14 protein-coding genes are annotated in these 16627 nt (G+C 68.6%); 4 read left to right on the top strand and 10 right to left on the bottom strand.

What is annotated here, in order from left to right; translation table 11 throughout:
- Positions 1 to 17 precede the first annotated feature (17 nt).
- From zwf to pgl, 3 genes are read left to right on the top strand one after another with little or no spacing between them, the layout of a single operon-like run.
- Positions 18 to 1559: a glucose-6-phosphate dehydrogenase gene (gene zwf, locus HSO01S_RS01420; RefSeq protein WP_066038790.1), complete on the top strand. Its 1542-nt coding sequence runs from the start codon at positions 18 to 20 to the stop codon at positions 1557 to 1559.
- Positions 1556 to 2530 carry a glucose-6-phosphate dehydrogenase assembly protein OpcA gene (locus tag HSO01S_RS01415; RefSeq protein WP_066038789.1) on the top strand — a complete coding sequence of 325 codons (975 nt, stop codon included), beginning with the start codon at positions 1556 to 1558 and terminating at the stop codon, positions 2528 to 2530. Before zwf ends, HSO01S_RS01415 begins: the two co-directional genes overlap by 4 nt.
- A 23-nt stretch (positions 2531 to 2553) precedes the next feature.
- Complete coding sequence (gene pgl, locus HSO01S_RS01410; protein ID WP_066038788.1) at positions 2554 to 3324, top strand: 6-phosphogluconolactonase; 771 nt, start codon at positions 2554 to 2556, stop codon at positions 3322 to 3324.
- Positions 3325 to 3438: 114 nt separating this feature from the next.
- Here the strand turns inward: pgl and HSO01S_RS01405 are convergent, their stop codons facing one another.
- The 9 genes from HSO01S_RS01405 to uvrC form a co-directional block, all read right to left on the bottom strand.
- A complete protein-coding gene (locus HSO01S_RS01405; protein ID WP_066038787.1) occupies positions 3439 to 3801 on the bottom strand; it encodes an RNA polymerase-binding protein RbpA in 363 nt (120 codons plus the stop codon).
- Between the two features lie 76 nt (positions 3802 to 3877).
- Positions 3878 to 4129 (bottom strand): preprotein translocase subunit SecG, encoded by a 252-nt coding sequence (gene secG, locus HSO01S_RS01400; RefSeq protein ID WP_066038786.1) that lies wholly within the window; start codon positions 4127 to 4129, stop codon positions 3878 to 3880.
- Between the two features lie 57 nt (positions 4130 to 4186).
- Positions 4187 to 4975 (bottom strand): triose-phosphate isomerase, encoded by a 789-nt coding sequence (gene tpiA, locus HSO01S_RS01395; RefSeq protein WP_066038785.1) that lies wholly within the window; start codon positions 4973 to 4975, stop codon positions 4187 to 4189.
- On the bottom strand, positions 4966 to 6180 hold the full coding sequence (locus tag HSO01S_RS01390; RefSeq protein ID WP_066038784.1) for a phosphoglycerate kinase: 1215 nt from the start codon (positions 6178 to 6180) through the stop codon (positions 4966 to 4968). Before HSO01S_RS01390 ends, tpiA begins: the two co-directional genes overlap by 10 nt.
- Before the next feature lie 90 nt (positions 6181 to 6270).
- Positions 6271 to 7278 carry a type I glyceraldehyde-3-phosphate dehydrogenase gene (gap, locus tag HSO01S_RS01385; RefSeq protein ID WP_066038783.1) on the bottom strand — a complete coding sequence of 336 codons (1008 nt, stop codon included), beginning with the start codon at positions 7276 to 7278 and terminating at the stop codon, positions 6271 to 6273.
- A 103-nt stretch (positions 7279 to 7381) separates the two neighbouring features.
- On the bottom strand, positions 7382 to 8005 hold the full coding sequence (locus tag HSO01S_RS01380) for a superoxide dismutase (protein WP_066038782.1): 624 nt from the start codon (positions 8003 to 8005) through the stop codon (positions 7382 to 7384).
- Positions 8006 to 8092: 87 nt separating this feature from the next.
- Positions 8093 to 9070 carry a DNA-binding protein WhiA gene (gene whiA / locus HSO01S_RS01375; RefSeq protein WP_066038781.1) on the bottom strand — a complete coding sequence of 326 codons (978 nt, stop codon included), beginning with the start codon at positions 9068 to 9070 and terminating at the stop codon, positions 8093 to 8095.
- Between the two features lie 64 nt (positions 9071 to 9134).
- Complete coding sequence (rapZ, locus tag HSO01S_RS01370) at positions 9135 to 10013, bottom strand: RNase adapter RapZ (protein WP_066038780.1); 879 nt, start codon at positions 10011 to 10013, stop codon at positions 9135 to 9137.
- Between the two features lie 46 nt (positions 10014 to 10059).
- Positions 10060 to 11967, bottom strand: coding sequence for an excinuclease ABC subunit UvrC (gene uvrC / locus HSO01S_RS01365; RefSeq protein WP_066038779.1), 1908 nt, complete (start codon positions 11965 to 11967; stop codon positions 10060 to 10062).
- Positions 11968 to 12066: 99 nt separating this feature from the next.
- On the opposite strand from uvrC, the gene HSO01S_RS01360 reads away from it, so the two are divergent.
- Positions 12067 to 13509 (top strand): IS1096 element passenger TnpR family protein, encoded by a 1443-nt coding sequence (locus HSO01S_RS01360; RefSeq protein ID WP_066038778.1) that lies wholly within the window; start codon positions 12067 to 12069, stop codon positions 13507 to 13509.
- A gap of 115 nt (positions 13510 to 13624) precedes the next feature.
- Here HSO01S_RS01360 and uvrA read toward each other — a convergent pair whose 3' ends face one another.
- Positions 13625 to 16516, bottom strand: coding sequence for an excinuclease ABC subunit UvrA (gene uvrA, locus HSO01S_RS01355; RefSeq protein WP_373280201.1), 2892 nt, complete (start codon positions 16514 to 16516; stop codon positions 13625 to 13627).
- Positions 16517 to 16627 lie beyond the last annotated feature (111 nt).

Genomic DNA, 16627 nt, shown 5'->3' with positions numbered 1-16627 from the left:
CGAAACAAGGAGTTCGATTGCCTCCCGTTGAGATAACGCCGGAGTACAACCCGCTCAGGCTTCCCACCGATCGCCGGCTGAACCGGATCGCGGGGCCCTCGGGCCTCGTCATCTTCGGTGTCACCGGCGACCTGTCGCGGAAGAAGCTGATGCCGGCCGTGTACGACCTCGCCAGCCGGGGGCTCCTGCCGCCCGGTTTCTCCCTCGTCGGGTTCGCCCGGCGCGATTGGGAGGACCAGGACTTCGAGCGGGTCGTCCACGACTCCGTGAAGGAGCACTCCCGCACCCCGTTCGATGAGGACGTGTGGCGCCAGCTGTCCGAGGGCATCCGCTTCGTCTCGGGCGAGTTCGACGACGACAACGCCTTCGAGCAGCTCAAGTCGACCATCGACGAGCTCGACCGCGACCGCGGCACCATGGGCAACTACGCCTTCTACCTGTCGATCCCGCCGAAGGCGTTCCCGCTCGTCACCGAGCAGCTGCGCCGCTCGGGGCTCGCCGACCAGTCGGACGACTACTGGCGCCGCGTCGTGATCGAGAAGCCGTTCGGCAGCGACCTCACCACGGCGCGCGAGCTGAACGACGTGGTCGAGTCGGTCTTCCCGCCGGACTCGGTGTTCCGCATCGACCACTACCTCGGCAAGGAGACGGTCCAGAACATCCTGGCCCTCCGCTTCGCGAACCAGCTCTACGAGCCCATCTGGAACGCCAACTACGTCGACCACGTGCAGATCACCATGGCCGAGGACATCGGCGTCGGCGGTCGTGCCGGCTACTACGACGGCATCGGCGCGGCCCGCGACGTCATCCAGAACCACCTCCTCCAGCTGCTGGCGCTGACCGCGATGGAGGAGCCCATCTCCTTCGACGCGGCCGACCTGCGCGCCGAGAAGGAGAAGGTGCTGGCCGCGGTCAAGCTGCCGGCCGACCTGAGCAAGGTCACCGCCCGGGGACAGTACTCCGGCGGCTGGCAGGGCGGCGAGAAGGTGCTCGGCTTCCTCGAGGAGGACGGCATGAACCCGCAGTCCACCACCGAGACCTACGCGGCCGTGAAGCTCGACATCGGTACCCGCCGCTGGTCGGGCGTGCCGTTCTACCTGCGGGCGGGCAAGCGTCTCGGCCGCCGGGTGACCGAGATCGCGGTGGTGTTCAAGCGAGCACCGCAGTACCTCTTCGCCGAGAGCCAGACCTCTGAGCTCGGGCAGAACGCCCTGGTGATCCGGGTGCAGCCTGACGAGGGTGTGACCATCCGGTTCGGCTCGAAGGTCCCGGGCGCCGGGATGCAGGTGCGCGACGTGACCATGGACTTCGGCTACGGCCACGCCTTCACCGAGGCGAGCCCCGAGGCCTACGAGCGGCTCATCCTCGACGTGCTGCTCGGCGACCCGCCGCTGTTCCCCCGCCAAAAGGAGGTCGAGCTCTCCTGGATGATCCTCGACCCGATCGAGGACTACTGGGCGACCCAGGGTCAGCCCGAACAGTACCGCCCCGGAACCTGGGGACCGAGCTCGGCCGACGAACTGCTCGCCCGTGATGGAAGAACTTGGAGACGCCCGTGATCGTCGATCTGCCCGACACCACCACGAGCAAGATCTCGAAGTCGCTCGTGAAGATCCGCGAAGAGGGCGGCGCCGTCGCCCTCGGCCGCGTTCTCACGCTCGTCATCGTGACCTCGCTCGGAGAAGAAGAAGACGCGATCGAGGCGGCCAACGACGCCTCCCGCGAACACCCGATGCGCGTGCTCGTGGTCTCGACCGACCACGAGGACAGCGGTCTGGACACCGGGCGCGGTGCGCGCCTGGACGCCCAGATCCGGGTCGGCGGCGACGCCGGCGCGAGCGAGGTCGTGGTGCTTCGCGCCTACGGCGCCGCCGCGAGCGACCAGGAAGGGCTCGTCACCGGGCTTCTGCTCTCGGATGCCCCGGTCGTCGTCTGGTGGCCCGGAAAGGCCCCCGAGAACGTCTCGGCCTCGAGCCTGGGCCGCATCGCCACCCGCAGGATCACTGATTCCTCGAACCAGGTGAATCCCTACGAAGCGCTGCTGAGCCGCGCCAAGAGCTATGCCCCGGGCGACACCGACTTCGCCTGGACCCGGCTCACCCTGTGGCGTGCCCAGCTCGCCGCGGTGCTCGACCAGCCGCCCTACGAGCCGGTCACCGGCATCGAGGTGTCGGGCGCATCCGATTCGCCGTCGACGCTGCTGCTCGCCGCGTGGCTCCGCCTGCAGCTGCAGGTGCCGGTCAAGTACGGGCTGCTGTCGCGCGCGACCGGATCCAGCGGCATCCACGGCGTGATCCTCACCCGGTCGGACGGACCGATCGAACTGGTCCGCGAGGTGCCGAATGTGGCCCGCCTGAGCCAGCCGAACCAGCCCACCCACGACCTCTCGCTGCCGCGCCGCAACCTGCGCGACTGCCTGGCCGAGGAGCTGCGCCGACTCGATCCCGACGACCTGTATGGTGAAGTGATCTCCCGGGGGCTCGCCGAGCTCCTGGAGACGAACGAGGCCAGCGTCCCCGACGCGATCTGACCGCCGGAAGGTATACCGCACCCATGACAACTGACCGCCGCGTACTCGTCTCACCCGACAAGGAGGCGCTGGCCGGTTCGGTCGCCGCCCGGTTCATCACGAAGGTGATCGACATCCTCGACGAGTTCGACGAGGCGCACATCGTGCTGACCGGCGGCACCATGGGCAGTGCGGTGCTGGCAGCGATCCGCACCTCGGCCGCATCGCACACGATCGACTGGTCGCGCCTGCACTTCTGGTGGGGCGACGAGCGCTTCGTGCCGAAGGACGACGCGGATCGCAACGAGCTGCAGGCGCGCGAAGCCCTCCTGGACCACGTCCCCGTCGACCCGGCGAAGGTTCACCCCTTCCCGGCCAGCGACGAGGGCGTGGCCCTGGACCAGGCTGCGGTGCTCTACGCCGAGGAGCTCGCGGCGGCCGCGCCCTCCGGGGCCGGCTACCCGCGCTTCGACATCATGTTCCTGGGCGTAGGGCCGGACGGCCACATCGCGTCGCTCTTCCCGGGACACGACGAGATCCGCATCACGGATGCGACGGTCGTCCCGGTTCGCAACTCCCCCAAGCCGCCGCCCGAGCGCCTCACCCTCACGCTGCCGGTCATCCAGTCGGCCGACCGCATCTGGATGGTGCTCGCCGGTGCCGACAAGGCCTCGGCGATCGGTCTCGCCCTCGCGGGCGCGAGCATCGACGAGGTCCCGGTCGCGGGTGCCGAGGGGCGCAAGCGCACGGTGTTCTTCGTCGACCAGGAAGCGGCGGCCGAAGTCCCCGAGTCGCTCATCGCGCCGTCGTACTGAGTTCTTGCCGCCCGCCGGGCGGCCGCCTTCGGGTGGTCGTCCTCCGGGCATGCAAAAAGGGAAGCCTCACATCATCGTGGGGCTTCCCTTTTTGGTTTCAGACGATCTCGCTGATCAGGATGCTGCGGTGCCGCGGCGCTCGCGCAGCTGCTGCAGAGCATCCTCGAGCAGCTGGGCCGCCTCCTGCTCGGTGCGGCGCTCCTTCACATAGGCGAGGTGCGTCTTGTAGGGCTCGAGCTTGGCGACCGACGGCGGGTTCTCCTTGTCGCGACCGGCCGGCAGCCCCGAGGTGGGGCAGTCGATCGTCTCGGGGATCTCGTCGTCGGGCAGGTTCGCCGCGAAGTACCGCACCGTCTCGTTGCCCAGCGCGTCCCAGTACGAGACCTGGATGCGCTCGGCGTGGAAGCCGCGATCCTGCTCGCCCATGGGGCCCGCTCCGACACGCGATCCTCGGATCGCGCTACCTCCTGATGCCATGTACGTTCTCCTTCGTCGAGCTACTAACGTCTCAGTCGAGCTGTCGTCGGCGGCGAGGACGCCGACGACAATACATTCAGATGCCGGTCTCGAACTTCGTGATGAGTCCGAGGATGATGATGCTCGAGACCCAGACGAGGCCCAGGATCACGGTGATGCGGTTGAGGTTGCGCTCGGCAACTCCCGACGCCCCGAGGTTCGAGGTGACGCCACCGCCGAACATGTCGGACAGCCCGCCGCCGCGGCCCTTGTGGAGAAGGATGAGAAGGGTCAAGAGCAGGCTCGTGATACCGAGCACCACCTGGAGGATGACCTGAAGGATTTGCACTGCTTGCCTTTCACATGCCGGGGAGCCGGGTCGCTCCCCCGAAGACCAGAGGTAAGTCTACACTCCGACGTGCTTCTGGTAGCGCACGATGCTCGCGAACTCGCCGATGTCGAGGCTCGCACCGCCCACCAGGGCGCCGTCGACATTGGGCTCGCGCATGAAACCGGCGATGTTGCCCGACTTCACCGAGCCGCCGTAGAGGATGCGCGTGGCCGCGGCCGCGTCGTCACCGAGCGACTCCGCGACGACGGCCCGCAGGGCGGCGCCGACGGTCTCGGCCTGGTCGGGCGTCGCCGCCTGGCCGGAGCCGATCGCCCAGACGGGCTCGTAGGCGACGACGATGTCGGCACCCTTCTTGAGCCCTTCGAGGGCGACCTTCAGCTGCGCCACGGGCACGGCGCTCTGGCCGTGCTTCTCGAGATCCTCGGCGGTCTCGCCCACGCAGATGATCGGCACGATGCCGTTGGCGATCGCGGCCTTGGTCTTGGCGGCGACGTCGGCGTCGGTCTCGCCGTGCAGCGTGCGCCGCTCGGAGTGCCCGATGATGACGTACTTGGTGTCGAGCCGGGCCAGGAATTGGCCCGAGATCTCACCCGTGTAGGCGCCGGACTCGTGCTGCGAGATGTCCTGACCACCGTAGGCGATCGAGAGCTTGTCGGCGGCGATGAGGGTCTGCACCGAACGGAGGTCGGTGAACGGGGGGAAGATCGCGACCTCGACGTCGTTGTAGTCGTGCTTCGCGTCGTCCAGGCTCCAGGCGAGCTTCTGCACGAAGGCGATGGCCTGCAGGTGGTCGAGGTTCATCTTCCAGTTGCCCGCGATCAGGGGCGTGCGCTTCAGGACCATCCGAGGACCTCCAGGCCGGGGAGACGCTTGCCCTCGAGGAATTCGAGACTGGCACCGCCTCCGGTTGAGATGTGACCGAATTGGTCGTCGGTGAACCCGAGCGCGCGGACGGCTGCGGCGGAGTCTCCTCCGCCGACCACCCCGAGCCCGTCCACCTCGGTGAGTGCTTGGGCGACGGCCTTCGTGCCGGCCGCGAACGGCTCCAGCTCGAACACGCCCATCGGGCCGTTCCAGAAGACCGTCTTGGAGGCGGCGATGATCTCGGCGAACGCCGCCGCGGTGTCGGGGCCGATGTCGAGGCCCAGACCCTTCGCGCCGAAGCGCGTCTCCTCGATCGCGTCGGCGGCCGTGACGGCCACCTCGGCGTCGGCGCCGAACTTCGAGGCCACGACGATGTCGGTGGGCAGAACGATCCGCACGCCGAGCTCGTCGGCCTTCGTGAGGTAGCCGCGGACGGTGTCGAGCTGGTCCTCCTCGAGGAGGCTCGCGCCGACGGCGTGGCCCTGCGCCTTGAGGAAGGTGAAGAGCATCCCGCCGCCGATCAGCAGCGTGTTCACCTTCGGCAGCAGGTGGCCGATGACGCCGAGCTTGTCGGAGACCTTCGACCCGCCGAGCACGACCGTGTAGGGGCGCTCGGGGTTCTCGGTCAGCCGGTCGAGCACCTCGAGCTCGGTCTGGATGAGCAGACCCGCGGCGCTTGGGAGGATCTCGGCGAGCTCGTAGACGCTCGCCTGCTTGCGGTGCACGACCCCGAATCCGTCCGACACGAAGGCGTCGCCCAATGCGGCGAGCTGATCGGCGAACGCGCGGCGCTCCCCCTCGTCCTTGCTCGTCTCGCCGGCGTTGAAGCGCAGGTTCTCGAGCAGGGCGATCTGGCCGTCTCCGAGCCCGTCGACCGCATCCGTCGCCGACTGCCCGACCGTGTCGTGCGCGAACACGACCGGCTTCTCGAGCAGCTCGCCGAGGCGCGTGGCCACCGGCTCGAGCGTGTACTTGGCGTCAGGCGCGCCGTCGGGCCGGCCGAGGTGGCTGATCACGACGACCCGGGCACCCTGCTCGAGCAGGGCGGTGAGGGTCGGCAGGCTCGCGCGCACGCGTCCGTCGTCGGTGATGACCCCGTCTTTCACGGGGACGTTGAGATCACATCGGACGATGACGCGCTTGCCGGCGAGGGAACCGAGGGAGTCGATGGTGCGGAGCGTCACGGGATCGGATTCGCTTTCGGGTAGAACGGGTGATGCGGGTGGCGCCGCCGCAGATCGCTGCGACGGCGCCACCCGCGGGGAATCGGGTTCTTACAGCCGGTCGGCGACGTACTCGGTGATGTCGACGAGACGGTTGGAGTAGCCCCACTCGTTGTCGTACCACGAGGCGACCTTGACCTGGTTGCCGATGACCTTGGTCAGGCCGGCGTCGAAGATCGAGGAGTGCGGGTCGGAGACGATGTCGCTGGAGACGATCGGGTCCTCGGTGTAGCTGAGGATGCCCTTGAGCTCGTCGTTCGCGGCGTTCTTGTAGGCCTCGTTGATCTGCTCGACCGTGGCCGGGTTGGTCAGCTCGACGGTGAGGTCGGTGATCGAACCGGTCGGGACCGGCACGCGGAGGGCGTAGCCGTCGAGCTTGCCGATCAGCTCGGGGATGACCAGGCCCAGCGCCTTGGCGGCACCGGTCGAGGTCGGGATGATGTTGATCGCAGCGGCGCGGGCACGGCGGAGGTCGCTGTGCGGGCCGTCCTGCAGGTTCTGGTCGGCGGTGTACGCGTGGACCGTCGTCATCAGGCCGCGCTCGATGCCGAAGTTGTCCAGCAGCACCTTGGCCAGCGGCGCGAGGCAGTTGGTCGTGCAGGAGGCGTTCGAGATGATGTCGTGCACCTGGGGGTCGTAGGTGCCCTCGTTCACGCCGAGCACCAGGGTGGCGACGTCGGCGCCGGTGGCCGGGGCCGAGACGATGACCTTCTTGGCGCCCGCGGTGATGTGCGCACGCGCATCCTCGGACTTGGTGAAGCGGCCGGTCGACTCGATGACGATGTCGACGCCCAGCTCGCCCCAGGGGAGGTCGGCGGGGTTGCGCTCGGCGAGCACGATGATCGGCTTGCCGTTGACGACGATCTTGTCGCCGTCGAGCTCCACCTTGGCGTCGAGACGGCCCGTGATGGAGTCGTACTTGAGAAGGTGGGCCAGCGCCTTGTTGTCGGTCAGGTCGTTGACCGCGACGATCTCGAGGTCACTCCCCTTCGCGAGGGCGGCGCGGAAGAAGTTGCGACCGATTCGGCCGAAGCCGTTGATGCCGATCTTTACAGACACAGATTGCTCCTGTTGCTGGGGCCCGGAGTGGGCAGGGTGGTGGTTCGCGGTGGAGAAGGATGCCGGGCCTGCCTGAGCGGGCGGGCCCGGCATCCGGAAGTCGCTATGACAGTATCAGGAGGCCTTCGGTCTTCGTGCGGGCCGCCTCGAAGCGCTGGGCGACGTTGGCCCAGTTCGCGATGTTCCAGACCGCCTTGATGTAGTCGGCGCGGACGTTGAGGTAGTCGAGGTAGTAGGCGTGCTCCCAGACGTCGAGCATGAACAGCGGGACGACGCCGAAGGGCACGTTGCCCTGCTGGTCGAAGAGCTGGAAGACGGTGAGCTGCCGGCCGATGACGTCCCAGCCGAGCACGGCCCAGCCGGAGCCCTGCACGCCGAGCGCGACGGCGGTGAAGTGGGCCTGGAACTTCTCGAACGAGCCGAAGGTGTCGTCGATCGCCGCGGCGAGCTCGCCCTCGGGGGTCTGGGAGTCGGGGGTCAGGTTCGTCCAGAAGACGGAGTGGTTGACGTGGCCGCCGAGGTTGAAGGCCAGGTCTTTCTCGAGTTTGTTCACGTTGGCGAGGTCGCCGGCCTCACGGGCAGCGGCGAGCGAGGCGAGCGCGGTGTTCGCGCCGGCCACGTAGGTGGCGTGGTGCTTGTCGTGGTGCAGCTGCATGATCTTGCCGCTGATGTGCGGCTCGAGAGCGGCGTAGTCGTACGGCAGTTCCGGCAGAGTGTACTCAGCCATTGTGATGATCTCCTCGTTCGTATGGCCGCCGACCCGATGAGCGGCGGCTGTGAGTGACCCTTTCAGTCTATTGCGATTCGCCGTCGCTCAGTCGTCGAGGTCGGGCGGGAGGTTGGCCTCCGTGCCGGGGATGCCGAGGTCGGTGGCCTGCTTGTCGGCCATCGCCAGGAGGCGGCGGATCCGGCCGGCGATGGCATCCTTCGTCATGGGCGGGTCGGCGTGGTGGCCGAGCTCGTCCAGGCTCGAGTCGCGGTGCGCCAGGCGCAGCTCGCCGGCGTACTTCAGGTGCTCGGGGATGTCGGGGCCGAGGATCTCCATCGCCCGCTCGACCCGCGCGCATGCGGCGACGGCGGCCTGCGCCGACCGGCGGAGGTTCGCGTCGTCGAAGTTGACCAGGCGGTTGGCGGTGGCCCGCACCTCGCGGCGCTGGCGCATCTCCTCCCAGGTCTTCACGGTCTTCGCCGCACCCATGGCCGAGAGCATGGCCGCGATCGCCTCGCCGTCGCGGATGACGACGCGGTGCACACCGCGCACCTCGCGCGCCTTGGTCGAGATGCCGAGACGGGATGCGGCGCCGACCAGCGCCATGGCCGCCTCGTTGCCGGGGCAGGTGATCTCCAGCGCCGCCGAGCGGCCGGGGTCGGTGAGCGAGCCGGCGGCGAGGAAGGCGCCGCGCCAGACGGCGGCGAGGTCGTCGCGGCCACCCGTCGTGAGCCGGTTGGGGAGGCCGCGGATCGGGCGGCGGCGCGCATCCAGGAGACCGGTCTGGCGCGCGAGGGTCTCGCCGCCGTCGAGGATGCGGACGAGGTACGTGCCCTCGCGGCGCCCGCCGGACGCGGCGATCATCGAGACGTCGCCTTTCACGCCGTAGAGCTCGGCGAGGTCGCGCAGCACGCGCTTGACGATGTCCGGGGTGTCGAGCTCGGCCTCGATCGCGATCCGTGACGAGATCAGGTGCAGACCGCCGGCGAATCGCAGGATGGTGGCGAGCTCAGCGGCGCGCGTGGTGGTCTTGCTGACCACGACCCGGGCGAGTTCGTCTTTGACGTCGGCTGTCAGAGCCAATGAGAAACCTTCTTAACTTCTTCTACTACGTGGTGGTGTGTTCCGGGCGCCGTGGGAGGCGCCGTCATTCCCGGCCGAGGTCGCGGTGCTTGACGCTGACGACGACCCCCGGGAAGGTGCCGAGCTGCTCGGCGAGCTCGCGCGCGATCGCGACGGAGCGGTGCTTGCCTCCCGTGCAGCCGATGGCGATGGTGGCGTGACGCTTGTTCTCGCGCTGGTACCCGGCGAGCACGGGCTCGAGGGCCTTGGCATACGCATCCACGAATTCGCGCGCGCCGGGCTGGCCGAGCACGTACTCGCTGACATCCGCATCCAGCCCGGTATGCGCCCGCAGCTCGGGCACCCAGAACGGGTTGGGCAGGAAGCGGGCGTCGGCGATCCCGTCGGCATCGGTGGGGGCGCCGTACTTGAAGCCGAAGCTCATCACCGTCACCTGCACGCCCGCGGCGTCGGCGCCGGAGAACTTCTCCTGCACCGCCGTGGCCAGCTGGTGGATGTTGAGGTCGGAGGTGTCGATGATGATGTCGCTGGACTCGCGGATCGGGCTGAGGCGCGAGCGCTCGGCGCCAATGCCGTCGAGCAGCGTACCGTTGCCCTGCAGCGGATGCGGGCGCCGCACCTGCTCGAACCGGCGCACGAGCGTCTGGTCGGTCGCCTCGAGGAACACGACCCGGAGCTGGATGCCGCCGCGGAGGGCCTGGATGATCTCCTGCAGGTCGGAGAAGAAGTCGCGACCCCGGACATCCACCACCGCCGCGATGCGCGGCAGGGTCGATCCGGCACGCTCGGCCAGGTCGACGAGCGGCTTCAGCATCTGCGGCGGGAGGTTGTCGACGACGTACCAGCCCAGGTCTTCGAGGGCGTTGGCGACCGTGGAGCGCCCCGCACCCGACATGCCCGTGACGATCAGCACTTCTTGCTGCTGAGGGGTTTCGGGAGTCATTGCACGCTTTCGTGGTGAGTCGGGTCGGTTGCTCTAGCCTACCCAGTCACTGTGAGAGGGTGCTCCGGATGGTCTCGGCCAGCACAGGGCCGATGCCCTTGACCTCGGCGATCGCGGCGGTGTCGGCCTTCTTGAGTTCGGCGACCGACCCGAAGTGACGGAGCAGCTCGCGGACGCGCGACGGGCCGAGGCCCGGCACCTCGGTGAGGACCGAGGTGATGTCGCGCTTGCGCCGGGACCGCTGGTGCGTGATCGCGAAGCGGTGGGCCTCGTCGCGGATGCGCTGGATCATGAACAGGGCCTCGCTGCCGCGCGGCAGGATGACGGGGTAGTCGGTGTCGGGGAGCCAGACCTCTTCGAGCCGCTTGGCGATCCCGGCGAGGAAGATGCCTTGCACCCCGGATTCTTCGAGGGCACGGGCGGCCGCGTTGACCTGGGGCTGGCCGCCGTCGACGATCAGGAGGTTCGGCGGGTAGGAGAACTTCTTGCGTTTGGTGGGCTCGACCGGGCCCTCCCCCGCCTCGAAGACCTGGGCGCGGGCCGCGGCGTCTGCTTCGGCCTCCCTCTCGGGGTCGTCCTTCAGGTAGGCCAGGCGTCGGGTGATGACCTGGTAGATCGACTCGGTGTCGTCCGTGGAGTCGGCGATCGAGAACCGGCGGTACTGATCCTTCCGCGCCAGGCCGTCTTCGAAGACGACCATCGAGGCGACGATGTTCGTGCCCTGCAGGTGCGAGACGTCGTAGCACTCCATCCGGAGCGGCGCGTCGGTCATGCCGAGGGCCTCCTGGATGTCGGTGAGCGCCTGGGAGCGCGCCACGAAGTCCGAGCTGCGACGGGTCTTGTAGAGCATCAGGTTGTTCTTGGCGTTCATCGTGGCGGTGCTCATCAGCGCCGCCTTCTCGCCGCGCTGCGCCATCCGCAGGTGGACCTTGCCGCTGCTGCGCCGCTCGCCGAGCCACGCCTCGAGCTCGTCCGTGTCGTCCGGCAGGGCCGGGACCAGGATCTCCTTCGGGGGCACCTCGCCGTCGTAGGCCTGCTGGAGGATCGAGTCGACCAGCTCGGCGGTGTCGACGTCGATCTCCTTGTCGACCGTCCATGACCGCTCACCCCGGATGCGCCCGCCGCGGACGATGAACTGCTGCACCGAGGCCGCCAGCTCGTCGTGCTCGATTCCGAACAGGTCGGCGTCGACGCTGTCGCGGAGCACCACGGCGCTCTTCGCGAGCACCGCCTCGAGGGCCTGGAGCTGGTCGCGGTAGCGGGCGGCGGCCTCGTAGTCCTGCCGCTCGGCCGCATCCTTCATCTTCTTCGTCGCGGCGGTGACGAAGCGGCGGTCGCCGCCGGCCATGAACGCGACGAAGTCGTCGACGATGGCCCGGTGCTCCTCGATCGTGACCTTGCCCGAGCAGGGGCCGCCGCAGCGCCCGATCTGGCCGGGGAAGCAGGGTCGGCCGGCCTGCATCGCGTGCTTGTAGCTCGAGTCGGAGCAGGTGCGGATCGGGAACGCCTTGATCATCAGGTCGATCGTGTCGCGGACGGCCCAGATCTTGGGGTACGGGCCGAAGTAGCGGGCGCCCTTGATGCGGTGATTGCGCGTGACCATCACCCGCGGGGCCTCGTCGCCCAGCGTGATCGCGAGGAAGGGGTAGGTCTTGTCGTCGCGGAATTTGACGTTGAACGGCGGATCGAACTCCTTGATCCAGGTGTACTCGAGCTGGAGCGACTCAATGTCGGTCTTCACGACCGTCCACTCCACCCCGGACGCGCTCATCACCATGCGGCGGGTGCGCTCGTGCAGGCTGCGGAGCGGCGCGAAGTAGTTGCTGAGCCGGGCGCGGAGGTTCTTCGCCTTGCCGACGTAGAGCACGCGGCCCTTCGCGTCCTTGAAGCGGTACACCCCGGGCTGGGTGGGGATCTCCCCGGCCTTGGGGCGGTAGGAAACGGTGTCTGCCATGGTTGAGACAATTCTCGCATCCGGCACCGACACTCAGGGCCCGTACGATCGTGGACGGGTGCGCGCTGAGCGGACACCGACGACAGGATGGGATGGGCGATGAGCGCGAAGAAGGACAACAGGGGCGGCGGCGCGGGCGGTTCGCGCTCGGGCGGGGGCTCGGGCTCTGGCTCGCGCGGCGGTTCGCGCCCGGGCGGGGGTTCGGGCTCGCGCGGCGGTTCGGGTTCGGGCGGCGGAGCTGCGTCGGGCGGCGGGGCGAAGACGACGGCGCTGCTGATCCGGTTCGAGCGCTGGTACGCCGGTCATTCCGCGGGGGCCGGGCACGAGCATCCGTCGGCCGCCGAGGCGACCGCACTGCTCTCGGCGCTGTTCGTGCTCAGCAGAGGCCGGCTGCACGAGCCCGTCGTCTCGGTGCTCGAAGGGGTGCTCGCCGAGGTCGAGTCCTCCGGCGACCTCGCTCCGCGGCTGCCCGAGGTGATCGAGACGCTCGAGCACTACCTCGACTTCGCGGTCGAGAGCGGCACCTGGCGCGCGAGCGATTCGGCGATCGACGAGAGCTCCGAGTATCTCGAGGTCGCGTACGACGTGAGCACGGGGCTGCTGCTGTACCTGATCGACGCGCTCGACGACGTGGCCGACGTGCCGGAGGGGCAGGAGCGGGCTGCGCTGGCGGCGCTTCCGGGAGCAGCATCCTCCACAGACCCCGCTTCCGCCCTGACCGAGCGGGTTCTCGCCGTGTTCGAGACCGGCGACCCCGCATCCGTGCCCGGCGCCCTGGCGCTCGAGCGCGTGCTCGGACTACTCTGCGTCGCGGTCTCGCCGGGGCTGCTGCCGGGTGCGACGACCGCCCAGATCCTCGGGATGCTCGACACGGCTGCCGGGGTGACGCCGGAGCAGGCGGCCGCGGCGGGTCCGCTGACGGACGACCTGCTCTCCGAGCTCGAGCGGCTCGGCCTGATCGCGCCCGTCGCCGGAGCCGGGGGCGGCCGCCTCGAGGCACCGGCCGGCATCCGGGCCGCCCTGGCTGACGCGATCGTGGCGGTGGCCGACGAGTTCGGCCTGCTCGACGACGAGGGTGAGAACCCGCATCCCGAGGGGACCGTGCTCGAGGTTCTCGCGACCGTCGCGGATGCCGCTCCCGAGGAGTGGCGCCGACTGCAGGTCGCGGCCGATTCCGACCTGGGGGCCCTCCACCTCGCCATCCAGTTGAGCTTCGACTGGGCGAACACCGAGGAGCATTCGTTCGTGTCGGTGGACGAGCCCGAGACAGTGTACGCGCCGGTCGGGTTGCTCGGATCGGACGCCGACGGCCAGGAAGCCGAGATCGTCGACGAGAACGAGGTCGAGATCGGCGAGTTCCTCGTCGCAGACGGCGACGAGATCGAGTACCGCTACGGCGACACGAACCCCCGCCGGGTGGTGGTCGCACTCGAAAGCGTCGGTGAGGCCACCGAGACCGTGTTGCCGCGCTGCATCGCCGCCTCGGCGGGCGTGGACGCGGCCGAGGCCGACCGCCTGCTCGCCCCGCTCCGCATCCTGTAGCGGGTTTCGGCCTGAACGAACGAGGTGCCCCGCGGTGAAGACCGTGGGGCACCTCGTCGTTCGTGGCAGCGGCAGTGTCAGCGGCGCCCCCGCCGCGGTGACCGCAGGCTCGTGGCTACCGCTTCGACTTCGGCGCCGGCAGGATCTCGCGCAGGAAGTGGCCCGTGTGGCTGGCCTCGACCGTCGCGAGCTTCTCCGGTGTTCCGGTCGCGACGATCATGCCGCCGCCGGAGCCGCCCTCGGGACCGAGATCGATCAGCCAGTCGGCCGACTTGATCACGTCGAGGTTGTGCTCGATCACGATGACCGTGTTGCCCTTGTCGACCAGGCCGTTGAGCACGAGGAGCAGTTTGCGCACGTCTTCGAAGTGCAGACCGGTGGTCGGCTCGTCGAGCACGTACACGCTTCGCCCGTTCGACCGGCGCTGCAGCTCGGTGGCGAGCTTGACGCGCTGCGCCTCGCCGCCGGAGAGCGTCGTGGCGCTCTGCCCGAGTCGCACGTAGCCGAGGCCGACCTCGACGAGGGTCTTCAGGAAGCGGTGGATCGCCGAGATCGGCTCGAAGAAGTCGGCCGCCTCGGAGATCGGCATGTCGAGCACCTCGGCGATGTTCTTGCCCTTGTAGTGCACGCTGAGGGTTTCGCGGTTGTACCGCGCTCCCCCGCAGACCTCGCAGGCCACGTACACGTCGGGCAGGAAGTTCATCTCGATCTTGATCGTGCCGTCACCCGAGCAGGCCTCGCAGCGGCCGCCCTTGACGTTGAAGCTGAACCGGCCGGGCAGGTAGCCGCGCGCCTTGGCCTCCGCGGTCTCGGAGAAGAGCGTGCGGATGCGGTCGAAGACGCCCGTGTAGGTCGCCGGGTTCGAGCGCGGCGTGCGCCCGATCGGGTTCTGGTCGACGTGCACGACCTTGTCGAGGTTCTCGAGCCCGGTGACCCGCTTGTGCTTGCCCGGCAGCTTCCGGGCACCGTTGAGCTGATTGGCGAGCACCCGGTAGAGGATGTCGTTGACGAGCGAGGACTTGCCCGACCCGCTGACCCCGGTCACCGCGGTGAGCGTGCCCAGCGGGAAGTCGGCGGTGACGTTCTGGAGGTTGTTCGCCTCGGCACCGACCACCGTGATCATGCGCTTGCGGTCGATCGGCCGGCGCTTCTTCGGGATCTCGATCGACTTGCGGCCCGACAGGTAGTCACCCGTGAGCGACTCGGTGTTGGCCAGCAGCTCCTCGTACCCGCCCGAGTGCACCACGCGACCGCCGTTCACGCCGGCGCCCGGCCCGATGTCGACGATCCAGTCGGCGGTGCGGATGGTGTCTTCGTCGTGTTCGACCACGATCAGCGTGTTGCCGAGGCTCTTGAGCTTGACGAGGGTGTCGATCAGCCGGCGGTTGTCGCGCTGGTGCAGCCCGATCGAGGGCTCGTCGAGCACGTACAGCACGCCCGTGAGGCCCGAGCCGATCTGGGTGGCGAGACGGATGCGCTGCGCTTCCCCGCCGGAGAGCGATCCCGCGGCGCGGGCCAGGTCGAGATAGCTGAGACCGACCTCGATCAGGAAGTCGAGCCGCGCGCGGATCTCGCGGAGCACCTGCGCCGCGATCATCGCCTCCCGGTCGGTGAGGGTCAGGGTGCCCATGAACTGCTGGGCGTCGCTCAGACTGAGTTCGGCGACGTCGGCGATGCTCAGCTCGTTGACCGTCACCGCGAGGACCTCGGGCTTCAGCCGCTTTCCGTCGCAGACCGGGCAGGGAACCTCCCGGAGGTACTCGCCCCAGCGCTGACGCTGGGAGTCGGACTCGGCCTGGAGGAACTGGCGCTCGATGTAGGGCATCACACCCTCGAAGCCGGAGGTGTAGCTCATCTCACGGCCGTACCGGTTCTTCCACTTCACCTTCACCTCGAAGTTGTTGCCGCGCAGGATCGCCTCCTGCACATCGGGCTTCAACTTCTTCCACGGCGTGTCGAGCGAGAAGGAGAGGTCGCGGGCGAGGCCGTCGAGCAGCTTCTCGTAGTACTGGAAGAGGCCCTTGCCCTGCGTGGTCCAGGGGATGATGACGCCGTCGTTGATGCTGAGGTCCTCGTCGCCGAGCAGCAGATCCTGGTCGACCGACATGCGGGTGCCGAGGCCGGAGCACTCGGGGCAGGCGCCGAACGGTGCGTTGAACGAGAAGGTGCGCGGCTCGATCTCGGTCAGCTGGATCGGGTGTTGGTTCGGGCAGCTGAGCTTCTCGGAGAAGGTCTGCCACGCATCCGGCCCGTTCTCGTCGACGTAGTTGATCTGCACCAGACCGTCGGTGAGCCGGAGCGCCGTCTCGAGCGAGTCGGTGAGCCGGCCGAGGATCTCGGGCCCGGCGACCAGACGGTCGACCACGACCGAGATGTCGTGCTTGAACTGCTTCTTGAGCTTCGGCGGCTCGGTGAGCTGGATCATCTCGCCGTCGACGATCGCGCGCGAGTAGCCGCTGGCCGACAGCTCTTTGAAGAGGTCGACGAACTCGCCCTTCTTCTGCGAGACGACCGGGCTGAGGATCTGGTAGCGGATGCGGGGCTCGAGCTCCATGAGCTGGTCGGCGATCTGCTGCACGGTCTGCGCCGAGATGCGCTCACCGCAGATGGGACAGTGCGCGATGCCGATGCGCGCCCAGAGCAGGCGCATGTAGTCGTAGATCTCGGTGATCGTGCCGACCGTCGAGCGCGGGTTGCGGTTCGTCGACTTCTGGTCGATCGACACCGCCGGGCTCAGGCCCTCGATGAAGTCGACGTCGGGGCGGTCGACCTGGCCGAGGAACTGGCGCGCGTACGCGGACAGGCTCTCGACGTAGCGACGCTGGCCCTCGGCGAAGATCGTGTCGAACGCGAGGCTCGACTTGCCCGACCCGGAGAGGCCCGTGAACACGACCATCGAGTCGCGCGGGATCTCGATGTCGACGTCGCGCAGGTTGTGCACCCGGGCACCGTGGACGCTCAGCTTCCCGCTGCTGCCATGACGCAGTGCGCTCAGCGGATCGTGCACGCTGGGGGCCAGGGAATCAAAGGAATCTACGCTCGAAATCGACACCTCGAAAGTCTATGTCGACCCACCGACACTGCCCCCCGATTACGCTCTGGGCGGCATCCCCACCGG

It is taken from the genome of Herbiconiux solani NBRC 106740, from assembly GCF_001571005.1.
Lineage (GTDB): Bacteria > Actinomycetota > Actinomycetes > Actinomycetales > Microbacteriaceae > Herbiconiux > Herbiconiux solani.
The sequence above is the reverse complement of the archived record's forward strand: the minus strand, read 5'-3'. Positions and strand labels throughout refer to the sequence as shown.

Excerpts from the sequence above, each read along its gene's own strand:
- rapZ (WP_066038780.1), bottom strand. The coding sequence starts at position 10,013 with ATGACTCCCGAAACCCCTCAGCAGCAAGAAGTGCTGATCGTCACGGGC.
- uvrC (WP_066038779.1), bottom strand. The coding sequence starts at position 11,967 with ATGGCAGACACCGTTTCCTACCGCCCCAAGGCCGGGGAGATCCCCACC.
- tpiA (WP_066038785.1), bottom strand. The coding sequence starts at position 4,975 with ATGGTCCTGAAGCGCACGCCCCTGATCGCGGGCAACTGGAAGATGAAC.
- HSO01S_RS01405 (WP_066038787.1), bottom strand. The coding sequence starts at position 3,801 with ATGGCATCAGGAGGTAGCGCGATCCGAGGATCGCGTGTCGGAGCGGGC.
- HSO01S_RS01360 (WP_066038778.1), top strand. The coding sequence starts at position 12,067 with ATGAGCGCGAAGAAGGACAACAGGGGCGGCGGCGCGGGCGGTTCGCGC.
- HSO01S_RS01380 (WP_066038782.1), bottom strand. The coding sequence starts at position 8,005 with ATGGCTGAGTACACTCTGCCGGAACTGCCGTACGACTACGCCGCTCTC.
- pgl (WP_066038788.1), top strand. The coding sequence starts at position 2,554 with ATGACAACTGACCGCCGCGTACTCGTCTCACCCGACAAGGAGGCGCTG.